This window comes from Actinokineospora sp., assembly GCF_052390155.1.
Taxonomy (GTDB): Bacteria; Actinomycetota; Actinomycetes; order Mycobacteriales; family Pseudonocardiaceae; genus Actinokineospora.
The window spans coordinates 145,161-166,916 of record NZ_JBQTHF010000018.1; the positions used below are offsets into that span (position 1 = coordinate 145,161).

Consider the following 21,756-nt stretch of genomic DNA (forward strand, 5'->3'; position numbering starts at 1 on the left):
AGTAAGGCAAACCGTTGTGGTGCGCGGTATTCAGTCGCCATTCCGCATGAACTCGGCAGCGACACCGTGCAGGAACGCGCGTGCCGCCGAATCTGTGAGTGCGCGGCCGAGAAAGTAGTCGAACAGATTGCGGTGGTAGGCGATCTCCAGCGGATCGCGCAGACTGATGCCGCCGGAGAATGTCTCGACGGTCACCAGTCGCTCGTCGTATATGACGAAGATGTTCAAGGGCGAGGCAGACACTTCCACCGATTGGGGAAGGACGGCCAGTTCGACATTGGGCCTCGCCGAGATCTCGGCCATGTGTTGTAGCTGCTCAACCATCACCGGCGCAGGCGCCCGCTTCCACCGCACCGCCTGTTCAGTCAGCAAGAACGAAAAGCGCCGGGAGCGGTCGTCCAGAATGGCCTGACCGGCGAGGCGTGTTTCGAGAATCCGTTCGACATCGTACGACGGCCTACCGGCGACTATTGGCGTGAGTACGCGACGCGCATACGCACGGGCTTGGAGTAGTCCAGTCGGAATTGCCGGAAGGAAGTAGCGCACAACCGATGCGGATTTTCCAAGGGCATTCAACTCCTCCTGTCGTCGCCACAGTCCGATCCGCGCGTAGGCGCGCGATGAGGTGTAGTCGACATTAGCCCGACGTGCCAGTGAGACAAGGCTCGTCGCGATGTCGGGGGGAACCTCCAATGCGGTCAGAATGCGTTCGACATCGATGACAGTGGGTAGCGTCCGCCCGGTCTCGATCCGGCTGATCTTCGCTTGACTCATGGCGCACCGGACGGCCAACCTCTCCCCGGAAAGGCCAGCCGCCTTGCGCAACTCCCGGAGCGTCTGAGCGAGTTCGGATCGCTCCGCGTCCTGGCGGTCAGGCTCGATACTCACCGAATGGTACGGACTCCTTCACCGCGATGGTGCTCCACTGGACATACCGCTCGATCTCGTTCGGCTCCGCCAGAGTGCGGCCGAGAAATGAGCCGTCGTCGTGATAGTGGAGCAGGAGAACGGTGGAGTCGTCGAACATCCAGAAATCCTGATTCGGGAGGTCGGGTGTTCGTTCGGTGACGTCCAGGATTCGATAGCTCTCACCCGCCTCGATGTTGGCCGGGATCGACCACGACAGGCCGTATCGCACGTATTCCGTCATCGGCCGACGGATGAGGCGCACTCTTTGCATCGACTTGCCGCACGCGATATTGGTGCGCACCAGGCTGTGCCAAGCCGCCTGCGCTTCGTCGGCCTCCGGTTTTGGTTCACCCGCAAGAAAGCGGGCGATGCGGGCCTGCTCGCGCACGATTCGGTAGACTTGGCGCGTCTCCAGCCGAAACGCCGACCGCGCGAAGTTTCGGAACAGGTCACCGAAGCCGTCACCAGCCGAGGACACGGACGGCTTCCCTGACGAGATCGATCGGCAGTTCCACTGCTTGCTCGCCGTTGCCAAGGTGTAACCCATCCGCGCGGTGGACCGCGTCGCCTTGGAACACCAGCGTTTCCCGATCGGACACATGTATGGCTGGGCAGTGCTCCAGTTCGCATCCACCCGCCAGTTGGGTCAGTTTCATTGCCGCGTCCTCCTCGGGCGAACCTGTAGTCGAGACGCTACGCAGGGTTGGCATCCAGGACAATCGAGACCGGTGGCCAGTCACGTAGTCGCATAAATCAGAGGGATGCGCGCAGTGCGGCGTCCTTTGCCAGTACCAGCGACTCCAACTCCGCTTGGAAAGTCGCCATCCGGGTCCGCAGCCCCGGGTCCGACGCCGCGAGGATGCGCACGGCCAGCAGGCCCGCGTTCCGCGCCCCGTCGACCGACACCGTGGCCACTGGAACCCCAGCGGGCATCTGGACGATCGACAGCAGGGAGTCCAGGCCGTCGAGGTGTTTCAGGGCCACCGGCACGCCGATGACCGGCAGCACCGTGGCCGACGCGACCATGCCCGGCAGGTGGGCCGCGCCGCCCGCGCCCGCGATGATCACGCGCAGGCCGCGGTCGGCCGCCCCGCGGGCGTAGTCGAGCATGCGTTGGGGGGTGCGGTGCGCGGAGATCACGCTGACCTCGTGCGCCACGTCGAATTCGGCGAGGGCCTCGGCGGCGAGGCGCAGCACGGGCCAGTCGGAGTCGCTGCCCATGATCACGCCGACCGAGGGTGTTGACACAGTCACGTCGCTCCTAGGGCCCGTTTAAGATGTGGCGCACGCGATAGCCGCGCCGAGGCGGCCCCTGACGGCACGGACGAATCGCCCAAATACAACCCGGTATGAGAGACGATCCGTCCGCACCGCCAGGAACCACCTCGATCACGACTCTCACGCACCCCACACCTTAAACAGGCCCTAGTGGATGTCGTACCCATCGAGCCATTCGCCGTGGGAGAGCCAGTGGGCGGCCAGGGCGGCGCGGGGGCGCACATCGGCCATCGACGCGCCAAGCAGCGTCACGTGGCCGATCTTGCGACCCGGGCGCTCCTGCTTGCCGTAGAGGTGCACATGCGCGTCGCGGAAGCGGGCGAACAGGTGGTGCAGGCGCTCGTCTGGACCCATCTGCGGGGCGACCGGCGCGCCGAGGACGTTGGCCATCACGACCGCGGGCGCCACCGGGTCGGTCGCGCCGAGCGGGTAGTCGAGCACCGCGCGCAGGTGTTGCTCGAACTGCGAGGTCCGCGCGCCCTCGATGGTCCAGTGGCCCGAGTTGTGCGGACGCATCGCCAGCTCGTTGACCACCACACCGTCCTCGGTCTCGAACAGCTCCACAGCCAGCACGCCGACCACCCCCAGGGCGTTCGCGACGCGCAGCGCCAGCTCCTGGGCGGCTTCGGCGCGCTCCGGCGCCAGGTCGGGCGCGGGCGCCAGCACCTCGACGCAGATCCCGGCGCGCTGGACGGTCTCGACCAGCGGCCAGCACGCGCCCTGGCCGAAGGGGGAGCGGGCGACCAGCGCGGCCAGCTCGCGGCGCATGTCGACCCTCTGCTCCACCAGCAGCGGGGTGCCCGCGGCCAGCAGGTCGGGCACGGCGGACTCCGCATCGGCCGCCGAGTCGAGCATCCACACGCCGCGGCCGTCATAGCCGCCGCGGGCTGCCTTGAGGACGCAGGGGAAGCCGAACTTCAGCACGTCCGCGACCTCGGTGACCTCGGCGAACTCCGGGATCGGCAGCCCGAGCCCGGCGAGTTTGTGCCGCATGACCAGCTTGTCCTGGGCGTGCACGAGCGCGTCCGGCCCGGGGTGCACGGCGACGCCCTCGGCGACCAGGGCGCGCAGGTGCTCGGTGGGCACGTGCTCGTGGTCGAAGGTCAGCACATCGCAGCCTGCGGCGAAGGCGCGCAGCGCGTCGAGATCGGTGTGGTGGCCCAGGGTCACATTCGGCGACACCAGCGGCGCGGGCTCGTCGGCCGACACCGCGAGGACGTGCAGCGACTGTCCTAGCGCGACCGCGGCCTGGTGCGTCATCCGGGCGAGCTGCCCGCCGCCCACCATCCCGACCACGGGGAAACCGGTTCGTGCGTCCACGAGCAGGGGACTCTACTCAGCCCGCCGGAGGTGCCTGACCAGCACTATCGTTCCGGCGACCAGCGGCACCAGCAGGTAGGCGCTGCCGATCACGTACTCCAGCGGATTCCACTCGAACTCGACGGCTCTGCCGTTGCGCATCGCGAGCAGCACGCAGCTCGCGAACACGAGCACGACCGACCCCACCCCCGCGAACGCGACCCAGCGGGCGCGGCGGTCGGCGGGCAGCGGGTCGGGCAGGCGCGACAGCAGGAACACGACCAGCGGCACCGCCCACACCCAGTGGTGCGACCACGACACCGGGCTCACCAGTAGCCCGAGGAACGCGGTGACCAGCAGCGCGGGCAGCGCGCGCCCGGCCAGGTGCAGCCGCCGCACCCACAGCACGCACGGGATCGCCAGCAGCGCCCCGATCGGCAGCGCCACCCGCAGCGACCAGTCGGCGTTGTCGGTGAACCGCAGCACCAGGCCGTTGATCGACTGGTTGCCCGCCCAGAAGATCGGCCCGATGCGCTGCGGGTCCTGCACGGCGTGCCCCCAGAACTGCACCACATCGTGCCGGATGAGCAGGAACATCAAGCCCTGCAACACGAGGAACGTGCCGATCGCGCGCGCGGCGTCCGCGCGGCGGCCGGTGACCAGCAGATGCGCGACGAAGATCAGCGGGGTGAGCTTCACCGCGGCCGCCACGCCGATCAGCACCCCGCCGAAGCGGCGCGCGCGACCGTGCGCGGCGCCGATCACGAGCACGTCCACGACGACGAAGGCCATCAGGATCAGGTTGATCTGACCGAGGAAAACCGTGCGCCACACCGGTTCTATGCCCAGCAGCACGACGCCGAGCACCGCGACGCGGGTCGGAGTCATCCACTGTGGACGGTCGGGCAGCGCGGCGACGCACACCCTGATCACCAGCGTCATGGCCACAATGGACACCGCGCCGAGCAGCCCCCACGCGACCTGGGTCGGCACCATCGCCAGCGGCACGAACAGCAGCGCCGCCGTGGGCGGGTAGGTGAACGGGAGCCGCGCCCAGGACGGCTCGGCGCTGAGGAACAGGTTGTCGTAGAGCGGTTCGCCGTGCAGCAGCGCGACCGCGCCCGAGCGGTAGACCGCGTTGTCCACCCCGAGGTGCCAGCCCAGCAGCCAGCCGACGACACCCGCGACCACGCATACCGCCGGAAAGAACAACAGCACCGGCAGCTCGCGCGGCGACCGGGTGCGCGCGGGCGCCAAGGCGTGCTCAGTCACCCCGACAGCAAACCATGCGCCCGCTCAGGCCCGGCTCACCCCATGCACGAGCCGCAGCGCGGCGGCCTCGGTCACCGGCAGCCGCTCGACCCGCACCTCCGGGCGCCGCGCGCTGCGCAACTCCGGGTCCACGGCGAGCCGGTCGGCGATCAGCCCGCGCGCGTCGGCCGCCCGCTCGGCCAGGCCGCCCTCGCGCTCGGCGAGCACCACCGCGACGGACGGGCCGAGCACGGCAACGCTCTCGCCGCCGTCGAACACCTGCCGCAGCACGTCGGCGACCAGCACCATCGCCATCAGCCGCGGCCAGCCCGCGACCCGGGACAGATCGACGCTGACGACCAGCAGCACGAACCGGTCGGACGGGCAGTACCCGTCGCGGACCGCCCGCCGGTAGACCTCGCCGAGGCGCACCCGCAGGTACTCCCCGGTGGCGAGCCCGGTCAGCGTCTCCACGGTCTCGGCGGCGCGCACCTCGCCCATCGCGGTGTCCGCCCAGGCCACCGCGGTGACCCGGAGCAGCTTCGCGGGCGTGGCGTCCGGGTCGGCCGAGACCAGGCCGCCGATCTCGGTCGGCGTGGTGAGCACGGCGTGCAGCGCGGCCAGGTCGGCCAGCGTCTCGTCCAGGCCCGCGCCCGCCCGCGCCCTGGCCCGGGCCAGCCCGGAGAGCGCGGTGAGCAGATCCGCGCCGCCGACGACGGACACGCAGACGTCATCGACCTCGGGCAGCCCCCAGTCGCTGGGGAACCGCCAGCCCGCCGCGATGCTCGCGGTGCGCCAGCGGGCCCGCAGCACGCGCAGCGCCCGGTCAGCGCCACCGCGGTGGCCCCGCGCCCCCACCTCTCGTACCGCCACAGCTACGCGTCCCTTCGCCGGTTGCCCGAGTGAGGAACGGGGTGGGCCCCGCCCTGTGACGCCGCTTCGGGTGAATCCGTGTCCGCGCTGACCGGGTGACGAGATGACGGGCGGGTGAGCATCGGTCACACTTGGTCGCGCAGCGCGGCGTCGAGGTCAGGTCGGGAGCCCCGGCCGAGGGGTCGCGCGGACCCGAGGGAGGACCGTGTCGACCGTTCCGGCTGATATCGACGGCCCGAGTGACGCCGAGCTGATCGAGTCCGTGCGGTCCGGCACCGTCGCGTCCTACGGGCCGCTCTACGAACGACACGTCGGCGCCGCCCGCAACCTGGCGCGCCAGCTCACCCGCTCGCCTGCCGAGGCCGACGACCTGGTCTCCGAGGCGTTCGCCAAGGTCCTCGACACGCTGCGCCAGGGCCGCGGCCCGGACTCGGCGTTCCGCGCCTACCTGCTCACCGCGCTGCGGCACACCGCGTACGACAAGACCCGGCGCGACCGCAAAGTCGAGCTGTCCGACGACGTCAGCCAGGTCCGCGGCGTCAACCCGGACGCGGTGAGCGTGCCGTTCGCCGACACCGCCGTGGCCGGGCTGGAGCGCACGCTGGCCGCGCGGGCGTTCGCGCTGCTGCCCGAGCGCTGGCAGGCCGTGCTGTGGCACACCGAGATCGAGGGCCAGTCGCCCGCGCAGGTGGCGCCGCTGCTGGGGCTGAGCCCGAACGGCGTGTCCGCCCTCGCCTACCGCGCCCGCGAGGGTCTGCGTCAGGCGTATCTGCAGGTCCACCTAGCCGAGTCCACCGCCGACCGCTGCCGCTCCACCGCCGACCGGCTCGGCGCGTGGGTGCGCGGCGGGCTGTCCAAGCGGGAGACCGCGCAGGTCGAAGCCCACCTCGACGACTGCGAACGGTGTCGCGCGCTCGCCGCGGAACTGGCCGACATCAACGGCGGACTGCGTGCCGTCGTCGCGCCGCTGGTGCTCGGTTTGGGCGCCACTGCCGGCTACCTCGCCGCCGCCAAGGCCGCCGCGGGCACCACGGCCGTCGTCGCCACGGCCGCCGCCGCGAGCACCGGTGGCGCGGCGGGTGCGCTCGCGGGCGCCCCCCGGCAGTTCCTCGGCGTCGCCGCGTCCGGCGTCGCGCTGGCCGCGGCTGTCGCGGTCGGCCTGGCGTCGTCGCCGTCCGGCCAGCAGATCCCGGCCGCCGCCGCGCCCGTGCCCACGTCCCAGGCGCCCGCGCCGCCCGCCCCCCAAGCGCCGCCGCCCGCGCCGCCCGCGCCCGCGGCCCCGGAACCCCCCGCGCCGAGCGTCACCGAGCCGCGGCCGGTGCCGGAGCCGCCCCAGCCGCCACCCGCGCCGGAGCCGACGCCGACCCCCGGTCCACCCGCCCTGTCCGCCGACGGCCCGGCGACTCCGGTGGCCCTGATCCCCGGCGGCGGCCCGGCCGACCTGCCCATCACCGTGCGCAACACCGGCAGCAGCGTGTCGCAGCCGGTCAGCGCGGCCCTCGCGTTGCCCCCCGGGGTCAGCGCGGTGCCCGCGGGCCCGACCAGGCTCGCGGGGGAGCCGATGCTGCGGCTCAACGGGCGCGCGCAGACCGGCACCGTGTTCTGTCCCGGCGGAACGGGCACTGTCACCTGCGCCACCACCGACGGCCTGCGCCCAGGTGACTCCGCCACCCTGCTGTTCCGGCTCGTCGCGAGCCCCGGCGCGGGCGGCGGCCAGATCACCGGGACGGTGAGCGCGGGCACGACGATCAGCGTCCGCGTCTCGCTGCCGGTCAAAGTGCTCCCACCGCCGACCGTGGACGGTGTAGACGTGCTGGCTGTCACCGACCCGGGCGACTGGTTCCGCAGGCTGCTGCCGTGGCCACGGGATGTGCGGGTGCTCGCGCAGACGATCAACACCGGCACGAGCACCAAGCCGATCACGGTCACCACCGACGTCGGCGGCACCCTGCTGTACTCGACCGCGCCAGTGTCCTGCACGGCGAGCGCGACTGCGGTGAGCTGCCGCACCACCGCACCCGTCGCGCCGGGCACGCGCGTGGACGTGGTGTTCCTGGTCGGCCGGAGCTACCACTGGTCGCCCGGGCTCGGGACGCGCAAGGTCACCGTCACCGTGGCGCTGGGGACGGCGGTGGACTCCGCGTCGGTGAAGGTGCCGTGGTGGCCCGGGCTGTGGTGGCCGGGGCTGGCGCCGGAGGTGCCGACCTCCCCGCCACCCGTGCCGTCGACGGCGGTGAAACCACCGCCCACCAAGCCAACCACCACCACGACGACCACTGCCCGACCGGTTCCGCTGCCGACGTCCACCGTCCCGCCGACCGCGCCGCCGAGCACGGAACCGGGCACGCAACCGACCCCGATCTGCTCCGGCAAGGACCGCGGCGGCACCAAACGCTGGGACCTACCCTGCTGACCCACTTGTCCACATCCGCGCCACCCATCCACAGGTTTTGCCGCACCCTGGCTTTTCCCGCCACCACCGATAGACTGGCGCAGGGCCGATCCCCCGGTGGATGGGTGGGGGTTTGGGTACTGCTGGGGCTTGGAAAATGGTGGAGTGGTCTGCGTGCTGTCGGTGGCCCTTTTGGCCGCCGGTCGGCGGTATCGGCGGCCGCCTGCGCGGCCGGCGCCGCCGACGGACCGGCTCGGCAATCGGGTGCGCGGCTGACCCGTTTGGCGGGTTGCGGTCACTGGTGGTGATCAGCGCGGATAGACTCCGCCGCCATGGCCTTCGTGGAGTCGGTGCTCACCCGTGTTCCCGCACCGCTGCGGGCGCGGCTGCTCAGACACCGCGAGCTGGTGAAGTTCGCCGTGGTCGGCAGCCTCAGCTTCGTGTTCACCATGACGGTGAACTACGCGCTCAAGCTGACGATCCTCACCGAGCACCCGGTCACGGCGCTGGCCATCGCGGTCACCATCGCCACGATCCTGTCGTACATCCTCAACCGCGAGTGGTCCTTCCGCACCCGCGGCGGCCGGGAGCGCCCGCATGAGGCGGCGCTGTTCTTCCTGATCAGCGGGGTCGCGGTGGGGTTGAACTCGCTGCCGCTCTACGTCTCGCGGTACTTCCTGCACCTGCAGGTGCCCGAGGTCAGCCTGGTCACCCAGGAGGTCGCCGACTTCGGCTTCGGGATCATCCTGGGCACCCTGCTCGGCACGGTGTTCCGCTGGTGGGGCTTCAAGAAGTGGGTGTTCCCCCAGGCCGATGTCCGCGTCCGGCCGCTGCGGTCCGTGACCGAACCGGTTGCGGACGAACGCGCCGCGTGACCGCCCGTAGACTGCGGCCGTGACCGTCGTCGAGTCCGTGCTGGCCCGGGTCCCGGGGCCGCTGCGCGCGGTGTTGATCAAACACCGGGAACTGCTCAAGTTCGCCATCGTGGGCGGCACCACGTTCGTGATCGACAACGGGATCTGGTTCCTGTTGAAGTTCACCGTCCTGGAGAGCAAGCCGATCACGGCGAAGGCCATCGCGGTGATCATCGCGACGATCGTGTCCTACATCCTCAACCGCGAGTGGTCCTTCCGCACCCGCGGCGGCCGCGAGCGCCACCACGAGGCCGCGCTGTTCTTCCTGATCAGCGGCGGCGGCGTGGTGATCAACCTGATCCCGCCGTACATCTCCCGCTACGTGCTCGACCTCGAAGTCCCGCACGTGAGCCTGCTGGTCCAGGAGATCGCCGACTTCGCCAGCGGCTCGATCATCGGCATGCTGCTCGCGATGTTCTTCCGATTCTGGGGCTTCCGCAAATGGGTCTTCCCCGACGAACTCGGCCGCAGACGGCACCTCGACGAGGACTCCGCCGAGGAAGAACTCGGCCACTCCTAGCTCAAGCTAGCGCGGTGAGCGCTCAGACGGCCAGCGGACGCCGGGGATGTCGCCCGCCTTCGGGACCGGCAAGAACACGGTGAACGTCGCCGGGCGGGCGATGGACAGCTCCAGCCTGCCGCCGTCGGAGTCGACCAGGGCGCGGGCCAGGGCCAAGCCGAGACCGGTGGACCCCGCCCCGGACACGCCGCGCTCAAAGATGTGCGGCGCCAGCTCGTCCGGCACCCCCGCGCCGCTGTCGGTCACCTCGACCACCACCGTGTCCGCGCCCGCGTGGTCGCCGCCGCGCGCGGAGAGGGTGACGGTGCCCGCGCCGTGCCGCAGAGCGTTGTCGAGCAGCACGCCGATGGCCTCGCGCAGCCGGGCGGGGGTGACCCGGGCGACCAGGCCGGTCGGCAGCCGCATCCGCAGCGACCGGCCGTCCGAGCGCAGCATGTCGCGCCACTCGTCGGCGATGGCGGCGAGTTCGCGGGCCACGTCGATCGGTTCGGCGTCGACCGCGCGCGCCTCGCGGGCCGCGGTGAGCAGTTCGTCGAGCACGTCGGCGAGGCGTTCGGCCTGGTCGAGGGCCTCGCGGGCCTCGGCGGCGGTGTCCTCGTCCGGGACGGCGGTCAGCGCCTCCAACCTGAGCTGCAACGCGGTGAGCCTGCTGCGGAGCTGGTGGGACACGTCGCCGACGAGGTCACGTTCGCGCTGGACGAGCTGTGCCAGCGCGGTCGCCGACGCGTCCAGCGACTCCGCCACCAGGTCGAGTTCCTGCAGGTCGTAGCGGGTCCGGTCGAGCCGGAAGTCGCCCGCGCCGAGCCGGGTCGCGCGGTCGGCGACGTGCCGCAGCGGCCGCGCGAGGCGCCGGGCGGTGACCCGGGCGACGATCGTGCCGACCCCCACCGTGAGCACCACGACCAACGCCACCAGCGCCGCCACCTGGGTCTGCCTGGTCCGCATCGGCCCGGCGTCGATGTCCAGCCGGACCCGGCCCTGCTGGACGATCGGCACCTCCTCGGACACGGTGTCGTCGCCCTGGTCCGGGCCGAGCGTGCGGTCGGCCTGCCCGGGCAGCATCACGGTCAACCGGCCGCCCGGCGGCACCGCGAGCAGCACGGTGTCCAGCTCGATGCGCCTGCCGTTGGCGATCTCGTCGTCCAGGGTGGCCGCGATCTGCTGGGCGCGGCCCGCGAGATCCTCCCTGGTCAGACTTTCCACGACGCGCAGCGCGGTGTAGCCGAGCGGGATGCCCAGCGCGCACGCCGTCACCAGGACGGCGAGCAGGATGGCCAGCAGGATCCGTCGGCGCACGGCTACTCGGCGTTGAATCGGAAGCCGACGCCGCGCACGGTGGCGATGCGCCGCTCGGTCGACTTGGGGCCGCCCTCGCCGAGCTTGCGGCGCAGCCACGACATGTGCATGTCGAGGGTCTTGCTGGTCTTGAGGTCGGGGTCGCTCCACACCTCGGACAGGATCTCCTCGCGGGTGACGACCTGGCCCGCGCGCTGGATCAGCACCCGCAGCAGCTCGAACTCCTTGTTGGCCAGGGTGATCTCCGTGCCGTCCACGGTGACCACGCGCGCGCCCGGGTCCACCCGGACGCCGTTGACGTCGATCGCGCCCGGGGCCTGGCGGCGCAACAGCGCCCGGATGCGGGCCAGTAGCTCCGCGAGCCGGAACGGCTTGGCCACGTAGTCGTCGGCACCCGCGTCGAGCCCGACGACGAAATCCACCTCGTCGGCGCGCGCGGTCAGCATCAGCACCGGGATGCCGCGCCCCGCCGCGCGCAGCCTGCGACACACGTCCAGGCCGTCCAGCCCGGGCAGCCCCAGATCGAGCACGAGCAGGTCGGGATGGCCGGTGCAGGCCCGTTCCAGCGCGCTGTGGCCGTCGCCGACCACCTCGACCTCGTAGCCCTCCCGGTGTAGCGCCCGGGACAGCGGGTCGGCTATCGCCGTGTCGTCTTCAGCCAGCAACACCACGCTCACGACCACAGCGTAGGCGTGACACCATCGCCCGCGTGTCCCGCGACCTGACCTTCGCCCTGCGGCTCGCCGATGCGGCCGACGAGATCACCCGTTCCCGCTACCAGGCGCACGACCTGGTGGTCGAGCGCAAGCCCGACCGGACCCCGGTCACCGACGCCGACACCGCCGTCGAGGACGCCGTCCGTGCCCTGCTCGCCGAGGCCCACCCGGCCGACGCGGTCGCGGGCGAGGAGCGCGGCGGCACCATCGGCTCGGGCCGGGTCTGGGTGCTCGATCCCATCGACGGCACCAAGAACTTCCTGCGCGGCGTGCCCGCGTGGGCGACGCTGATCGCGCTGGTCGAAGCGGGCACGCCGACCGTGGGCGTGGTGAGCGCACCCGCGTTGGGCAGGCGCTGGTGGGCCGCACGCGGCGAGGGGGCGTGGCTGAGTCGTGACGGCGGCGAGCCCCGGCGCATCGCCGTGTCCGGCGTCCGCGACCTGGGCGACGCCTACCTGTCGACCACCCACCTCGGCTCGTGGGTCGAGTTCCACTCCCGCGACGCGTACCTGTCGCTGGTCGACGCCTGCTGGGAGAACCGCGCGTTCGGCGACTTCTGGCAGCACTGTCTGGTCGCGGAGGGCGCCATCGACCTCGCCGCCGAGGCCATCGTGAACCCGTGGGACGTCGCCCCGCTCCAGGTGCTGGTCGAGGAGGCGGGCGGCCGGTTCAGCGACCTGCGCGGCGCCCCCCGGTTCGACGGCGGCTCGGTGCTGACGTCCAACGGACACCTGCACGACGCCGCGCTCGGCCTGCTTCAGCTCGGCTGAGTCACCCCGACCACCCCGCGCACCACCTGCGACCAGGTGATCCGGCCGAACAGGTAGTGGCAGGCCACCGTCTCGCTGGTGAACCGTGCCCAGTCGTAGCGGTTGCCCTGCTCGCGCCAGAAGACTTCCCAGCCCTCGGCGTCGGACAGCAGGCACCAGGTGTTGTCGGCCTCGACCCCGATCGAGACGACCTCCGCTGGCACCCCGACGGCACGCAGCCACTCGATGATCGACTCGGCGTTCACTGGTCGGCTCCAGGGGTGATCTCGGTCAGGTAGCCCAGCGCGACCAGGTCGGCCGCGGACTGGGTGGTGCGATAGCGCTCACCGCCGCCGGGCTGGGCGAACCAGGGCGCCGACAGCGCGCGCCACACGGGCAGCGGGCGCAGCACCCGATACCGGTGGTAGCCCGCGTCGAGGTGCGCGGGCGGGAGCGACCGGGCGGCGAACCGGGTGCCGTCCGCGGCGAACACGCGGCCGTCGGCGGTACCGAACCGATCGAGGACGACGTCCGTGCGCAGCACCTCGGGCTCGCCCGGGGCAGTGCCGCCCTCCGGGTACAGCTCGCCGGGCGGCCAGGCGTACTCGGTCGGCAGCTGCGTGTCCGGGTCGGCGGGGCGGACCAGGAACCGGCGGTCCCAGTCCCGCTCGTGCTGCCCGCCGAGTGGGTCGTGGCCCTCGGCGAGCGCGCTGCCGGTCCCCGGGTGGACGGGCTCGGTCTGCTCGGTGCGGGCGGTGGCGTTGATCAGCCAGGACTGCGGGTGGTCATCCGGTGCGAACCGCAGCCCCGCCGCGTAGTCGAGTTCAGGTGGCGGCTGTGGGAGTTGGCGGGTGGGCGCGCAGGCGGCGACCGGGAGGTGGCCGATCGGGAACATGTGGACCAGGAACAGCGCCATGACGGTGTCGCGCTCGCGGGCCGCGGGCCGCGGTGGGTCGGCGGGGAGCGATTGCCCACCGGACTGCGGCGCCGGGCCCGCTGGGGCCGGGAGATGGTGGGGGACGCCGTATGCCTGTGGACCCGCCGGTACGCCGAGCGGGAGCACCAGGCCGATCACGGGATCGACCGGGCTCCCCGGCTGCGGGAAGGCCGGGTTGATCGCTCGATCGGGTCCGGGTTGGGGGAGTGCGGGGTTGAGCGAGGCATCGGGGCCGTCTGGTCTCGGGAGGGCCGGGTTGGTCGGGGGGTCGTCGGCTTCGTCGGGATTGGGGTTCGGGTTGGCCAAGGCGTCCGGGGTCGGCGGGGTTGCGGCCCGTGCGCTGCTCGGGGGGCCGCCGCTCGCGGAGGAGGTGGCGGCGGCGGGTTTGCCGCGCTGTTCGGCGGGGGGTTGGGCAGCGGCGTCGCCGAAGGTGGGGCGGTTCGCGGCTGGGGAGCCTGCCTGCGGCCGGTGGCCTGGGACGGCGGCGGCTGCCGCGGCCGGGACGCCCGGTGGGACGGCGCCGGGTGCGGGAGCAGATGGGGCCGCGCCGGGTGCGGCTGGTTGGGCCGGAACAGGGACGCCGCCTTGTGCGGGTGCCTGGGTCGGAGCGGGAGCGTCGAGGACGGCCGCGGAGGCGGCCTGGACGGCATCCTGCGGAGCCGGGCTGTAGCCGGCCGGGATACCCGTGGGGGGTGTCGGCAGGTCGGCGATGGCGTCGAGGGGGAGGCGGATGGGTCCGGTGCCCGCGTTCCCTTCGGCGACCTGCGCCGGTTCGCCGCCGACAACCTGGTGGACGCTGTCGCGCACCACATGGCCTGCACCTGTCGCGGTGTCGGTGATGTCCTGGACAGCGCCAGTGGCCGCCTGCACGGTGTTGGTCAGGAGGTTGCCGCGCGGCCCGTCCCCGGCGACCGTGTCGGCCACGCCGTGGACGGTGCCTGTGGCTGTGTCGGCGACGCCGTGGACGGTGTTGGCGATCAGGTTCAGTGGGCCGCCGCGAGAGTCGCCCGCACCCGGCAGCGCGTCCACCGGAACCGCCGGACTCGCCGTGCCGTGCGGCAAACCTCCCGGCAGCAGACCGCCGAGGAAGTCGCCGGGGTTGGCCGCCACCACCGGGCGGACTGCCGACACGTCGACCCCCGCCCCGGGCTGGACGGCGCTGACCAGCGTGTCCTTGATGTTCGTGACGTTGACCGCGGTGCCGCGGATCGCCGTGTCCAGGCCCAACAGGGCGTTGGGGTGGCCCGCGGCGGCGGCCTGGCCCGCCGCGTCGGTGTTCTTGGCCAGGGCGACGAGGTTGCGGACTATCTCGACCTTGGCCGCGCCCACCTGCTCGGCCGCGTGGTCGAGGCGGTCCGCGGCGGCGGTGCAGCCGCCCGCGGCGGCGGTGAGGTGGCCGGTGTCGGGCTGGACGAACCGCGACCAGTGGGTGTTCGCCGCGGCGGCGGTATCGCCATCGATGGCGTTGAGCGCGGTGCGGGCGGCGCTGTCGGCGTCCGCGGTGAGGGTGGTGATCCGGGTGCCCGCGTCCCGCCAGGCCGCGGCGGACTCGCGCAGCTTGTCCTCGTCGGCCTCCGGCCAGGCGACGCCCGCGGCGGCGGCGGCGTCGACCAGTTCGGCGGGCAGTTCGATCCCCATCCCGGCCCCCTACGCGTCCGACGAGCCGAGGAGGCGCGTGTTGTCCCGCTCGCCGCTCTCGTACCCGCGGGCGGTGTCGGCGAACCGGCCGCCGACGTCGCCGATCAGGGCAGGCAGGGCGGCTAGGGAACCCACGGTCTCGTCGGCGGGCGCGGTGTGCGTCGCGGAGAAGCTCTGGCCGACCTCGTCGGCACCCCAGCACGGACCCGCGGCGCCGAGCCGGTCGACCAGGTCGCGGTGGATCGCGTCGGCCTGCTCGGCCAGCCCGGCGAACTCGTCCGCCCGCTCGGCGAGCCGGTCGACCTCGGCGCGGAAACCGTCCATCACTGCCTCCCCTGGTGCCCGGGTTCGAGCCACGTGACGTCTTCGAAGCTCTCGTCCGGGTCCGCGGGCGGCGCGAGTTCGGCGGGCGTGAGATCGGCGGTGCCGCGCAGCAGCGCGTCGGGGTCGGTACCCGGGGGCAGTATCGGCGCGACGATCTCGCTCGCGGCTCGGCTCGCCCGCTCGGCGGCCACGGCGGTGGTGCGCACGACTGCGTCGGCCAGCTCGGCGGGGCGGTGCACGCGGTAGGCGGCGTCATCGATGGTGAGGGCGGTCAGGACGCCCTGGGCGGACACCGTGGCGGTGACCAGCCCGCACGGGCTGGTGGCCGACCCGCTGAGCGTCGCGAGCGCCCGGTGCACCCCGGCGAGCTGGTCGCGGCCGCGTCGGTAGTCCGCGAGCAGTTCGTCGACTTGGGCTCGGTGGTCAGCCACCACGGCCACCTCCGCTGAGTCGTCGGCACCGGCATGCTGCCCGGTCGCGCGTTGGACGGCCACCCGGCGCGCCCGGTTCCGTCCGACCGGGTGAACCTCGGCAGCTATCCCCGCAACGCGCGCACGACCCGCGACGGACTCGGCCTGCCCAGCCGCTCGGACATCCAGGCGCTGGTCTCGGCGAGGCGGTCGAGGTCGACCCCGGTCTCGATGCCGAGGCCGTCGAGCATCCAGACCAGATCCTCGGTGGCGAGGTTCCCGGTGGCGGACTCGGCGTACGGGCAGCCGCCGAGGCCGCCCGCGGACGAGTCGACCGTGGTGACGCCCAGGCGCAGCGCGGCCAGCGTGTTGGCCAGGGCCTGGCCGTAGGTGTCGTGGAAGTGCACGGCGACCGCGTCCACGCCGATCCCGGCCGCCGCGACCGCGCCGATGACGGCCTCGACCTGGCCCGGCGTGGCCACCCCGATGGTGTCGCCGAGTGAGAGCTGCGAGCAGCCCAGGGCCATCAGCCGCCTGCCGACCGCGGCGACCTGGCCCGGCTCGACAGCGCCCTCCCACGGGTCGCCGAAACACATCGACACGTACGCGCGCACGGCGAGACCCTCGGCGCGGGCGCGCGCGACGACCGGCTCGAACATCGCGTACTGCTCGTCGAGGGTGCGGTTGAGGTTCTTCTTGGCGAAGGTCTCGGTGGCGCTGCCGAAGATCGCGATGTGCCGCACCCCGGCGGCCAGCGCCCGGTCGAGCCCGCGCTCGTTGGGCACCAGCACCGGGTAGTGCACACCGTCCACTGTGGACAGTCCGGCGAGCAGGTCTTCGGCGTCGGCGAGCTGCGGCACCCACTTCGGGTGCACGAAGCTGGTCGCCTCCAGGGTGGTGAGCCCGGCGTCGGCGAGCCTGCCGAGGAACTCCAGCTTCACCTCGACCGGGACGATCGCCCGCTCGTTCTGCAGCCCGTCCCGCGCGCCGACCTCCCAGATCGTCACCGCGTCCGGGAGCCCACCCGCGGGCACGGCCATCGGCAGGCCGACCTCGCGTGCGCCCACGGCTCAGCGCCGACCGCGCGGATCGCCCTGCTCGGGGTAGTCCTGCGGGTAGGCCTGGGTCTGCGGCTGCTGGGGGAAGCCCGGCGCGCCGGGGCGGTGGAAGTCGTCGTGCGGGTTGTCGTTGACCTCGCGGTAGAGCAGCGTGTGCACCTTCTCCACCCTGGGGATGTCGTCGAACTCCAGCGGCTCCTGCGCGGAGGACTCCACGATCAGCGTGCCGCAGCCCACGATCCGGTCTATCAGGCCGTGCTCGAAGCGCACGCTGCTGATCCGCGACAGCGGGATGTCGATGCCGGTGCGGTTGATGACGCCCTCGCGCGCCATCACCCGGTCGGTGGTGACGATGAAGTGCGTGGTGCGCCACCGCACGAACGGCACGAAGAACAGCCACACGATCAGGATCAGCCCGACCGCGCCGATGATGATCCACGCCACCGTGGCCCAGGACAGATCCTGCGCCAGGATCGCGAGCCAGATGCCCGCGCCGAGGGTGACCAGCAGGATGAGGTAGGGCAGCAGCAGCATCTTCCAGTGCGGGTGCTTGTGCAGTACGACGCGCTCGCCGTCGCTGAGCAGGTCCTCGGGGTATGCCACGGTGTTCCTCCCGATCAGCACTGATGACGCGGTTACCGTACCGGCGCGGCGGCCTCGCGGTCCCGTCGACTCACGAAGTCGGCTCAGCCGTTCACGCGCAGGTGGACGACGTCGCCCGCGGAGACGGTCCGGGCGGTGCCGCCCGCGTCGACCACGAGTTGGCCGTCAGTGTCGATATCGGTCGCGAGGCCCTGGATGTCTCGGCCCTCGGGCAGTTCGACCCGGACTCGCGCGCCGATGGTGGCGCAGTTGGACCGGTACTCCGTGAGCAGCCCGGCGGTGGCCAGGTCGCCGCGGGCGCCGCGCCACGAGCGCTCGGCGTCGTCGAAGGCGCGCAGCAGCGCGATCGCGGCCACGGCCCGGTCGCCGTTGCCCCCCTCGTTGGCGAACGAGGTCGCGGCCAGCCCGCCCGGGCCGACCGGCACGTCGGCGGGCATCGGGCCCACGTTGAGCCCGATGCCAACCACGACGGCCGGGTCCTGGCCGCCCGAGACCTCGGCGAGCACGCCCGCGCACTTGCCCATCGACGCGCCGGCAAGCAGGTCGTTGGGCCACTTGAGCGCGGCCACGACCCCGGCGTGCCGGGCCGCGCGCACCAGCGCGACGCCCGCGACCAGCGCCAGCGAGCCGTACCGGGCCGTCGGGACGCCGGTCGGGCGCAGCAGCACGCTGAGGTACACCCCGAACCCCGGCGGCGACACCCACTCGCGGGCCCGCCTGCCCCGGCCCGCGGTCTGCGCCTGGGCGATCAGCACCGTCCGGTCGGCGGCGCCCGCGGCGGCGAGCAGGTCGGCGTTGGTCGAACCGGTGGACGCCACCACGTCCAGCGCGGCGTAGGGACCGACCAGCGCGGCACGCAGCGCCTCGGCGTCGAGAGCAACCATGGACACAGCGTAGGACGCGGGCGGTGGGTCCGCGGTGATCTGGCATACGCCTACTCCGCGCGAGTCCGAATGCTCGCTAGGCTGCCGGTCCATGAGCAGCGCGACCGAGCCGATGGGCGAGCACCCGACGGACGAGCCGGACATCCACACCACGGCGGGCAAACTCGCGGACCTCTACCGGCGCAACGACGAGGCCGTGCACGCCGGGTCGGCCCGGGCGGTGGAGAAGCAGCACGCCAAGGGCAAGATGACCGCCCGCGAGCGCATCGACATGCTGCTCGACCCCGGCTCGTTCATCGAACTGGACGAGCTGGCGCGGCACCGCTCCACGAACTTCGGCCTGGAGAAGAACCGCCCCTACGGCGACGGCGTGGTCACCGGCTACGGCACGGTCGACGGCCGACCGGTGTGCGTGTTCAGCCAGGACGTCACGGTCTTCGGCGGCTCGCTGGGCCAGGTGTACGGCGAGAAGATCGTCAAGGTGATGGACCTCGCGATCAAGACCGGCCGCCCGATCGTCGGCATCAACGAGGGCGGCGGCGCGCGCATCCAGGAGGGCGTGGTCTCCCTCGGCCTCTACGGCGAGATATTCACCCGCAACGTGCGCGCGTCCGGCGTGGTCCCGCAGATATCGCTGATCATGGGCGCGAACGCGGGCGGGCACGTCTACTCGCCCGCGCTGACCGACTTCGTGGTGATGGTCGACCAGACCTCCCAGATGTTCATCACCGGCCCGGACGTGGTGAAGACGGTGACCGGCGAAGAGGTCACCCTGGAGGAGTTGGGCGGCGCGCGCACGCACAACACCAAGTCCGGCGTCGCGCACTACATGGGTGCCGACGAGGAGGACGCGCTCTCCTACGTCAAGGAGCTGCTGTCGTTCCTGCCGTCGAACAACCTGTCCGACGCCCCGGTGTTCGAGGGCTTCGCCGAGGACGGGTCGGTGTCGGACAACCTCACCGACACCGACCGCGAGCTGGACACGCTGATCCCGGACTCGGCCAACCAGCCCTACGACATGCACGAGGTGATCACCCGGGTCGTCGACGACGGCGAGTTCCTGGAGGTCCACCCGCTGTTCGCGCCGAACATCGTGGTCGGCTTCGGCCGGGTCGAGGGGCGCAGCGTCGGCGTGGTGGCCAACCAGCCGACCCAGTTCGCGGGCTGCCTCGACATCGACGCCTCCGAGAAGGCCGCCCGGTTCGTTCGGACCTGCGACGCGTTCAACATCCCGGTGCTGACGTTCGTGGACGTGCCTGGCTTCCTGCCGGGCACCGACCAGGAGTGGACCGGCATCATCCGGCGCGGCGCGAAGCTGATCTACGCCTACGCCGAGGCCACCGTCCCGCTGGTCACGGTCATCACCCGCAAGGCGTACGGCGGCGCGTACGACGTGATGGGGTCCAAGCACCTCGGCGCCGACATGAACCTCGCGTGGCCCTCGGCGCAGATCGCGGTGATGGGCGCGTCCGGCGCGTCGAACATCCTGCACCGCAAGACGCTGAAGAAGGCGCTGGACGCGGGTGAGGACGTGGACGCGCTGCGCGCCAAGCTCGACGCCGACTACGAGGACACGCTGCTCAACCCGTACGTGGCCGCGGAACGGGGCTACGTGGACTCGGTGATCCCGCCCGCCTACACCCGCGGCTACGTGGCCCGCTCGCTGCGCATGCTGCGCGACAAGCGGGAGACCATGCCGCCCAAGAAGCACGGGAACATCCCGCTGTGACGCCGGGAGATCCAGTGCGCGAGCCCGCGAACGAACCGCCGCTGCTGAGTGTTGTGCGCGGCACGCCGGACGACGTGGAACTGGCCGCGCTGACCGCGGTGGTGGTGGCCGCGGCCGCCGCGAGTGCCGCCGCGGACGCGGGCCCGCCGTCGCCGTGGGCCGCGCGCACCGCGCTGGTGCGCAGGCAGCTCGACCACGGCCCGGGCGCTTGGCGCGCGTCGGGCCTGCCCCGCTGACCTCTACGCTCCCTGACAGGGGTTCGCGAGGTGTAGAGGCGGGGTCATGACGAGCACGGTGCGCAGCCCCTGGGCGGCGTTGGCCGCGCTGTGCGCGTGTTTCTTCATGGTCATGCTCGACTCGACCATCGTCACCGTGGCCATCCCGGCGATCCTCACCGGCCTGGACGCCACGCTGAACGAGGTCATCTGGGTCAACAGCGTCTACCTGCTCGCGAACACGGTCCCGCTGCTGCTCACCGGCAGGCTCGGCGACCGCTACGGCCCCAAGCGGGTGCTCGTCGTCGGCCTGGTCGTGTTCCTCGGCGCGTCGCTGTGGTGCGGGCTGGCGACCTCGGCGGGCTCGCTGATCGCGGCGCGCGCGGTGCAGGGGCTGGGCGCGGCGGCGATGACCCCGCAGACGCTGTCGTTCATCACGCGGCTGTTCCCGGCGGAGCGGCGGGGCACGCCGATCGCGGTGTGGGGCGCGGTCGCCGGGGTCGCCACGATCGCCGGGCCAGTGGTCGGCGGGCTGCTGGTGCAGCACGTCGGGTGGCAGGCGATCTTCCTGCTGAACCTGCCGATCGGGCTGGTCGGACTGGTGGTGGGTGTCGTGCTGCTGCCGGACTGGCGGCCACGCGCGCGCGTCCGGTTCGACGCGCTCGGCGCCGTGCTGGCGTCGGTGGGACTGGCGGCGCTGGTGTTCGGGGTGCAGAACGGGCAGCACTACCACTGGGGCTCGATCGTCGACCCGATTGGCGTGCTGCCGGTGATCGGGTTCGGGCTGCTGGCGCTCGGCACGTTCGTGATCTGGCAGCGCCGGATGCGCGACGAGCCGCTGGTGCCGCTGGACCTGTTCGCGAACCCGACCTTCTCCTACGCCAACCTGACCCACGGCGCGCTCGGGTTCGCCACCACCGGGATGTTCCTGCCCCTGGTCATCTACGTGCAGTCGGTGCTCGGCCTGGACCCGGTGGCGTCGAGCCTGCTGTGCGCGCCGATGGCGGTGGCCGCGGGCGGCGCGGCGCTGATCGCCGGGCGCGGCCTGCGCCGGGTCGACGGCAAGCACCTGATCATGGCCGGGCTCGGCGGGCTCGCCGCGGGCACAGTGGTGCTGGCGGTGCTGGCCGAGCCGGACACCGACCCGCTGGCGCTGGTGCCGGGCCTGGTGCTGGCGGGCGTCGGCATCGGGCTGGTGTTCTCCCCGCTCACCGCCGCGGCCACCCTCGGGCTGCCGTCGCACCTGGTCGGCGCCGCGTCCGGGGTGTTCAACACCTCGCGGCAGGTGGGGGGCGTGCTGGGCAGCGCCACGACGGGCCTGCTCCTGCAGGTGGGGCTGAGCTTCTCGGTGCCAGAAGCGGCCCGGCAGGTGGCCCGCGTCCTGCCGCCGCGCTACGCCGACGAGTTCGTCGAGCGGATCACCCAGGCGGCGAACACGGCCAGCCAGTTCGGCGGCGCGGGCCCTGCGGTGCCCGCGGACTGGTCGCCGACCATCGCCGAGCGGGTGCGCCAACTCGCCGCCGACGCCTACGCCCTCGGCTTCACCAACGCGGCCAAGGCCACGCTGGTGCTGCCGGTCGTCGTGCTGGTGCTGGGCATGGTGTGGGCGGCGGGCATCCGTATGCCACCAACTGGTACCGCGAAGAACACGGGACTCCCGCACCAGCGGGCGACTCCGTAGCGGCTACGACCATGGCGATCCGGCGTTCCTACGCACCCCGCCGCTGTTGTCGGACGTGGCCGTGACATTCGCTGTCGGGG

Annotated in this window: 23 protein-coding genes; 7 read left to right on the plus strand and 16 right to left on the minus strand. The window is 72.4% G+C overall.

From position 1 onward, the window contains the following. Positions 1-30: 30 nt before the first annotated feature. The 7 genes from ACT4N7_RS07410 to ACT4N7_RS07440 all read right to left on the minus strand — a co-directional run bounded on the left by ACT4N7_RS07410 (position 31) and on the right by ACT4N7_RS07440 (position 5,610). The gene (locus tag ACT4N7_RS07410) at positions 31-888 is read right to left on the minus strand and encodes a helix-turn-helix domain-containing protein (RefSeq protein WP_444827846.1); all 858 of its coding nucleotides are present in this window, start codon (positions 886-888) and stop codon (positions 31-33) included. Continuing rightward, a complete protein-coding gene (locus ACT4N7_RS07415) occupies positions 872-1,387 on the minus strand; it encodes a DUF6879 family protein (RefSeq protein WP_444827847.1) in 516 nt (171 codons plus the stop codon). Before ACT4N7_RS07415 ends, ACT4N7_RS07410 begins: the two co-directional genes overlap by 17 nt. Next, complete coding sequence (locus tag ACT4N7_RS07420) at positions 1,371-1,565, minus strand: hypothetical protein (RefSeq protein WP_444827848.1); 195 nt, start codon at positions 1,563-1,565, stop codon at positions 1,371-1,373. Before ACT4N7_RS07420 ends, ACT4N7_RS07415 begins: the two co-directional genes overlap by 17 nt. Before the next feature lie 97 nt (positions 1,566-1,662). Beyond that, positions 1,663-2,157 (minus strand): 5-(carboxyamino)imidazole ribonucleotide mutase, encoded by a 495-nt coding sequence (purE, locus tag ACT4N7_RS07425; RefSeq protein WP_444827877.1) that lies wholly within the window; start codon positions 2,155-2,157, stop codon positions 1,663-1,665. A gap of 177 nt (positions 2,158-2,334) precedes the next feature. Further along, entirely contained in the window at positions 2,335-3,507 is a 1,173-nt protein-coding gene (locus tag ACT4N7_RS07430) for a 5-(carboxyamino)imidazole ribonucleotide synthase (protein ID WP_444827849.1), read from the minus strand. Between the two features lie 12 nt (positions 3,508-3,519). Then, positions 3,520-4,758: a glycosyltransferase 87 family protein gene (locus ACT4N7_RS07435; protein ID WP_444827850.1), complete on the minus strand. Its 1,239-nt coding sequence runs from the start codon at positions 4,756-4,758 to the stop codon at positions 3,520-3,522. Between the two features lie 24 nt (positions 4,759-4,782). Then, positions 4,783-5,610 carry a GGDEF domain-containing protein gene (locus tag ACT4N7_RS07440; RefSeq protein ID WP_444827851.1) on the minus strand — a complete coding sequence of 276 codons (828 nt, stop codon included), beginning with the start codon at positions 5,608-5,610 and terminating at the stop codon, positions 4,783-4,785. 205 nt (positions 5,611-5,815) lie between these two features. On the opposite strand from ACT4N7_RS07440, the gene ACT4N7_RS07445 reads away from it, so the two are divergent. The 3 genes from ACT4N7_RS07445 (at position 5,816) to ACT4N7_RS07455 (ending at position 9,436) form a co-directional block, all read left to right on the plus strand. Further along, on the plus strand, positions 5,816-8,023 hold the full coding sequence (locus ACT4N7_RS07445; protein WP_444827852.1) for a sigma-70 family RNA polymerase sigma factor: 2,208 nt from the start codon (positions 5,816-5,818) through the stop codon (positions 8,021-8,023). Between the two features lie 311 nt (positions 8,024-8,334). Continuing rightward, positions 8,335-8,877, plus strand: coding sequence for a GtrA family protein (locus ACT4N7_RS07450; protein WP_444827853.1), 543 nt, complete (start codon positions 8,335-8,337; stop codon positions 8,875-8,877). A 19-nt stretch (positions 8,878-8,896) separates the two neighbouring features. After that, positions 8,897-9,436, plus strand: a complete 540-nt coding sequence (locus ACT4N7_RS07455; RefSeq protein ID WP_444827854.1) for a GtrA family protein — start codon at positions 8,897-8,899, stop codon at positions 9,434-9,436. Between the two features lie 6 nt (positions 9,437-9,442). On the opposite strand, the gene ACT4N7_RS07460 is transcribed toward ACT4N7_RS07455, so the two are convergent. Together ACT4N7_RS07460 and ACT4N7_RS07465 are read right to left on the minus strand one after the other, a co-directional pair. Next, on the minus strand, positions 9,443-10,732 hold the full coding sequence (locus ACT4N7_RS07460; RefSeq protein ID WP_444827855.1) for a sensor histidine kinase: 1,290 nt from the start codon (positions 10,730-10,732) through the stop codon (positions 9,443-9,445). A 2-nt stretch (positions 10,733-10,734) separates the two neighbouring features. Next, positions 10,735-11,403, minus strand: a complete 669-nt coding sequence (locus ACT4N7_RS07465) for a response regulator transcription factor (protein WP_444827878.1) — start codon at positions 11,401-11,403, stop codon at positions 10,735-10,737. A gap of 38 nt (positions 11,404-11,441) precedes the next feature. Between ACT4N7_RS07465 and hisN the strand changes: the two genes are divergently transcribed. Then, positions 11,442-12,218 (plus strand): histidinol-phosphatase, encoded by a 777-nt coding sequence (gene hisN, locus ACT4N7_RS07470; protein WP_444827856.1) that lies wholly within the window; start codon positions 11,442-11,444, stop codon positions 12,216-12,218. Here the strand turns inward: hisN and ACT4N7_RS07475 are convergent. The 7 genes from ACT4N7_RS07475 to ACT4N7_RS07505 all read right to left on the minus strand — a co-directional run bounded on the left by ACT4N7_RS07475 (position 12,206) and on the right by ACT4N7_RS07505 (position 18,051). Then, positions 12,206-12,463 carry a hypothetical protein gene (locus ACT4N7_RS07475; protein WP_444827857.1) on the minus strand — a complete coding sequence of 86 codons (258 nt, stop codon included), beginning with the start codon at positions 12,461-12,463 and terminating at the stop codon, positions 12,206-12,208. The two genes, hisN and ACT4N7_RS07475, sit on opposite strands and share 13 nt — an antisense overlap. Beyond that, a complete protein-coding gene (locus ACT4N7_RS07480; protein ID WP_444827858.1) occupies positions 12,460-14,772 on the minus strand; it encodes a glycohydrolase toxin TNT-related protein in 2,313 nt (770 codons plus the stop codon). Before ACT4N7_RS07480 ends, ACT4N7_RS07475 begins: the two co-directional genes overlap by 4 nt. Positions 14,773-14,781: 9 nt before the next feature. Next, entirely contained in the window at positions 14,782-15,096 is a 315-nt protein-coding gene (locus ACT4N7_RS07485) for a hypothetical protein (RefSeq protein ID WP_444827859.1), read from the minus strand. After that, complete coding sequence (locus ACT4N7_RS07490) at positions 15,096-15,527, minus strand: YbaB/EbfC family nucleoid-associated protein (protein WP_444827860.1); 432 nt, start codon at positions 15,525-15,527, stop codon at positions 15,096-15,098. Before ACT4N7_RS07490 ends, ACT4N7_RS07485 begins: the two co-directional genes overlap by 1 nt. Positions 15,528-15,631: 104 nt before the next feature. Beyond that, entirely contained in the window at positions 15,632-16,573 is a 942-nt protein-coding gene (locus ACT4N7_RS07495) for a hydroxymethylglutaryl-CoA lyase (protein WP_444827861.1), read from the minus strand. A 3-nt stretch (positions 16,574-16,576) separates the two neighbouring features. Beyond that, entirely contained in the window at positions 16,577-17,167 is a 591-nt protein-coding gene (locus ACT4N7_RS07500; RefSeq protein ID WP_444827862.1) for a PH domain-containing protein, read from the minus strand. An 83-nt stretch (positions 17,168-17,250) separates the two neighbouring features. After that, positions 17,251-18,051 (minus strand): biotin--[acetyl-CoA-carboxylase] ligase, encoded by an 801-nt coding sequence (locus tag ACT4N7_RS07505; protein ID WP_444827863.1) that lies wholly within the window; start codon positions 18,049-18,051, stop codon positions 17,251-17,253. Positions 18,052-18,142: 91 nt separating this feature from the next. Here ACT4N7_RS07505 and ACT4N7_RS07510 point away from each other — a divergent pair, with 91 nt between their 5' ends. The 3 genes from ACT4N7_RS07510 to ACT4N7_RS07520 are packed head-to-tail and all read left to right on the plus strand — an operon-like array spanning position 18,143 to position 21,676. Further along, positions 18,143-19,780, plus strand: a complete 1,638-nt coding sequence (locus ACT4N7_RS07510) for an acyl-CoA carboxylase subunit beta (RefSeq protein ID WP_444827864.1) — start codon at positions 18,143-18,145, stop codon at positions 19,778-19,780. A gap of 14 nt (positions 19,781-19,794) precedes the next feature. Beyond that, positions 19,795-20,016 (plus strand): acyl-CoA carboxylase epsilon subunit, encoded by a 222-nt coding sequence (locus tag ACT4N7_RS07515; protein WP_444827865.1) that lies wholly within the window; start codon positions 19,795-19,797, stop codon positions 20,014-20,016. A 46-nt stretch (positions 20,017-20,062) separates the two neighbouring features. Beyond that, the gene (locus ACT4N7_RS07520) at positions 20,063-21,676 is read left to right on the plus strand and encodes a DHA2 family efflux MFS transporter permease subunit (protein WP_444827866.1); all 1,614 of its coding nucleotides are present in this window, start codon (positions 20,063-20,065) and stop codon (positions 21,674-21,676) included. Positions 21,677-21,756: the final 80 nt, after the last annotated feature.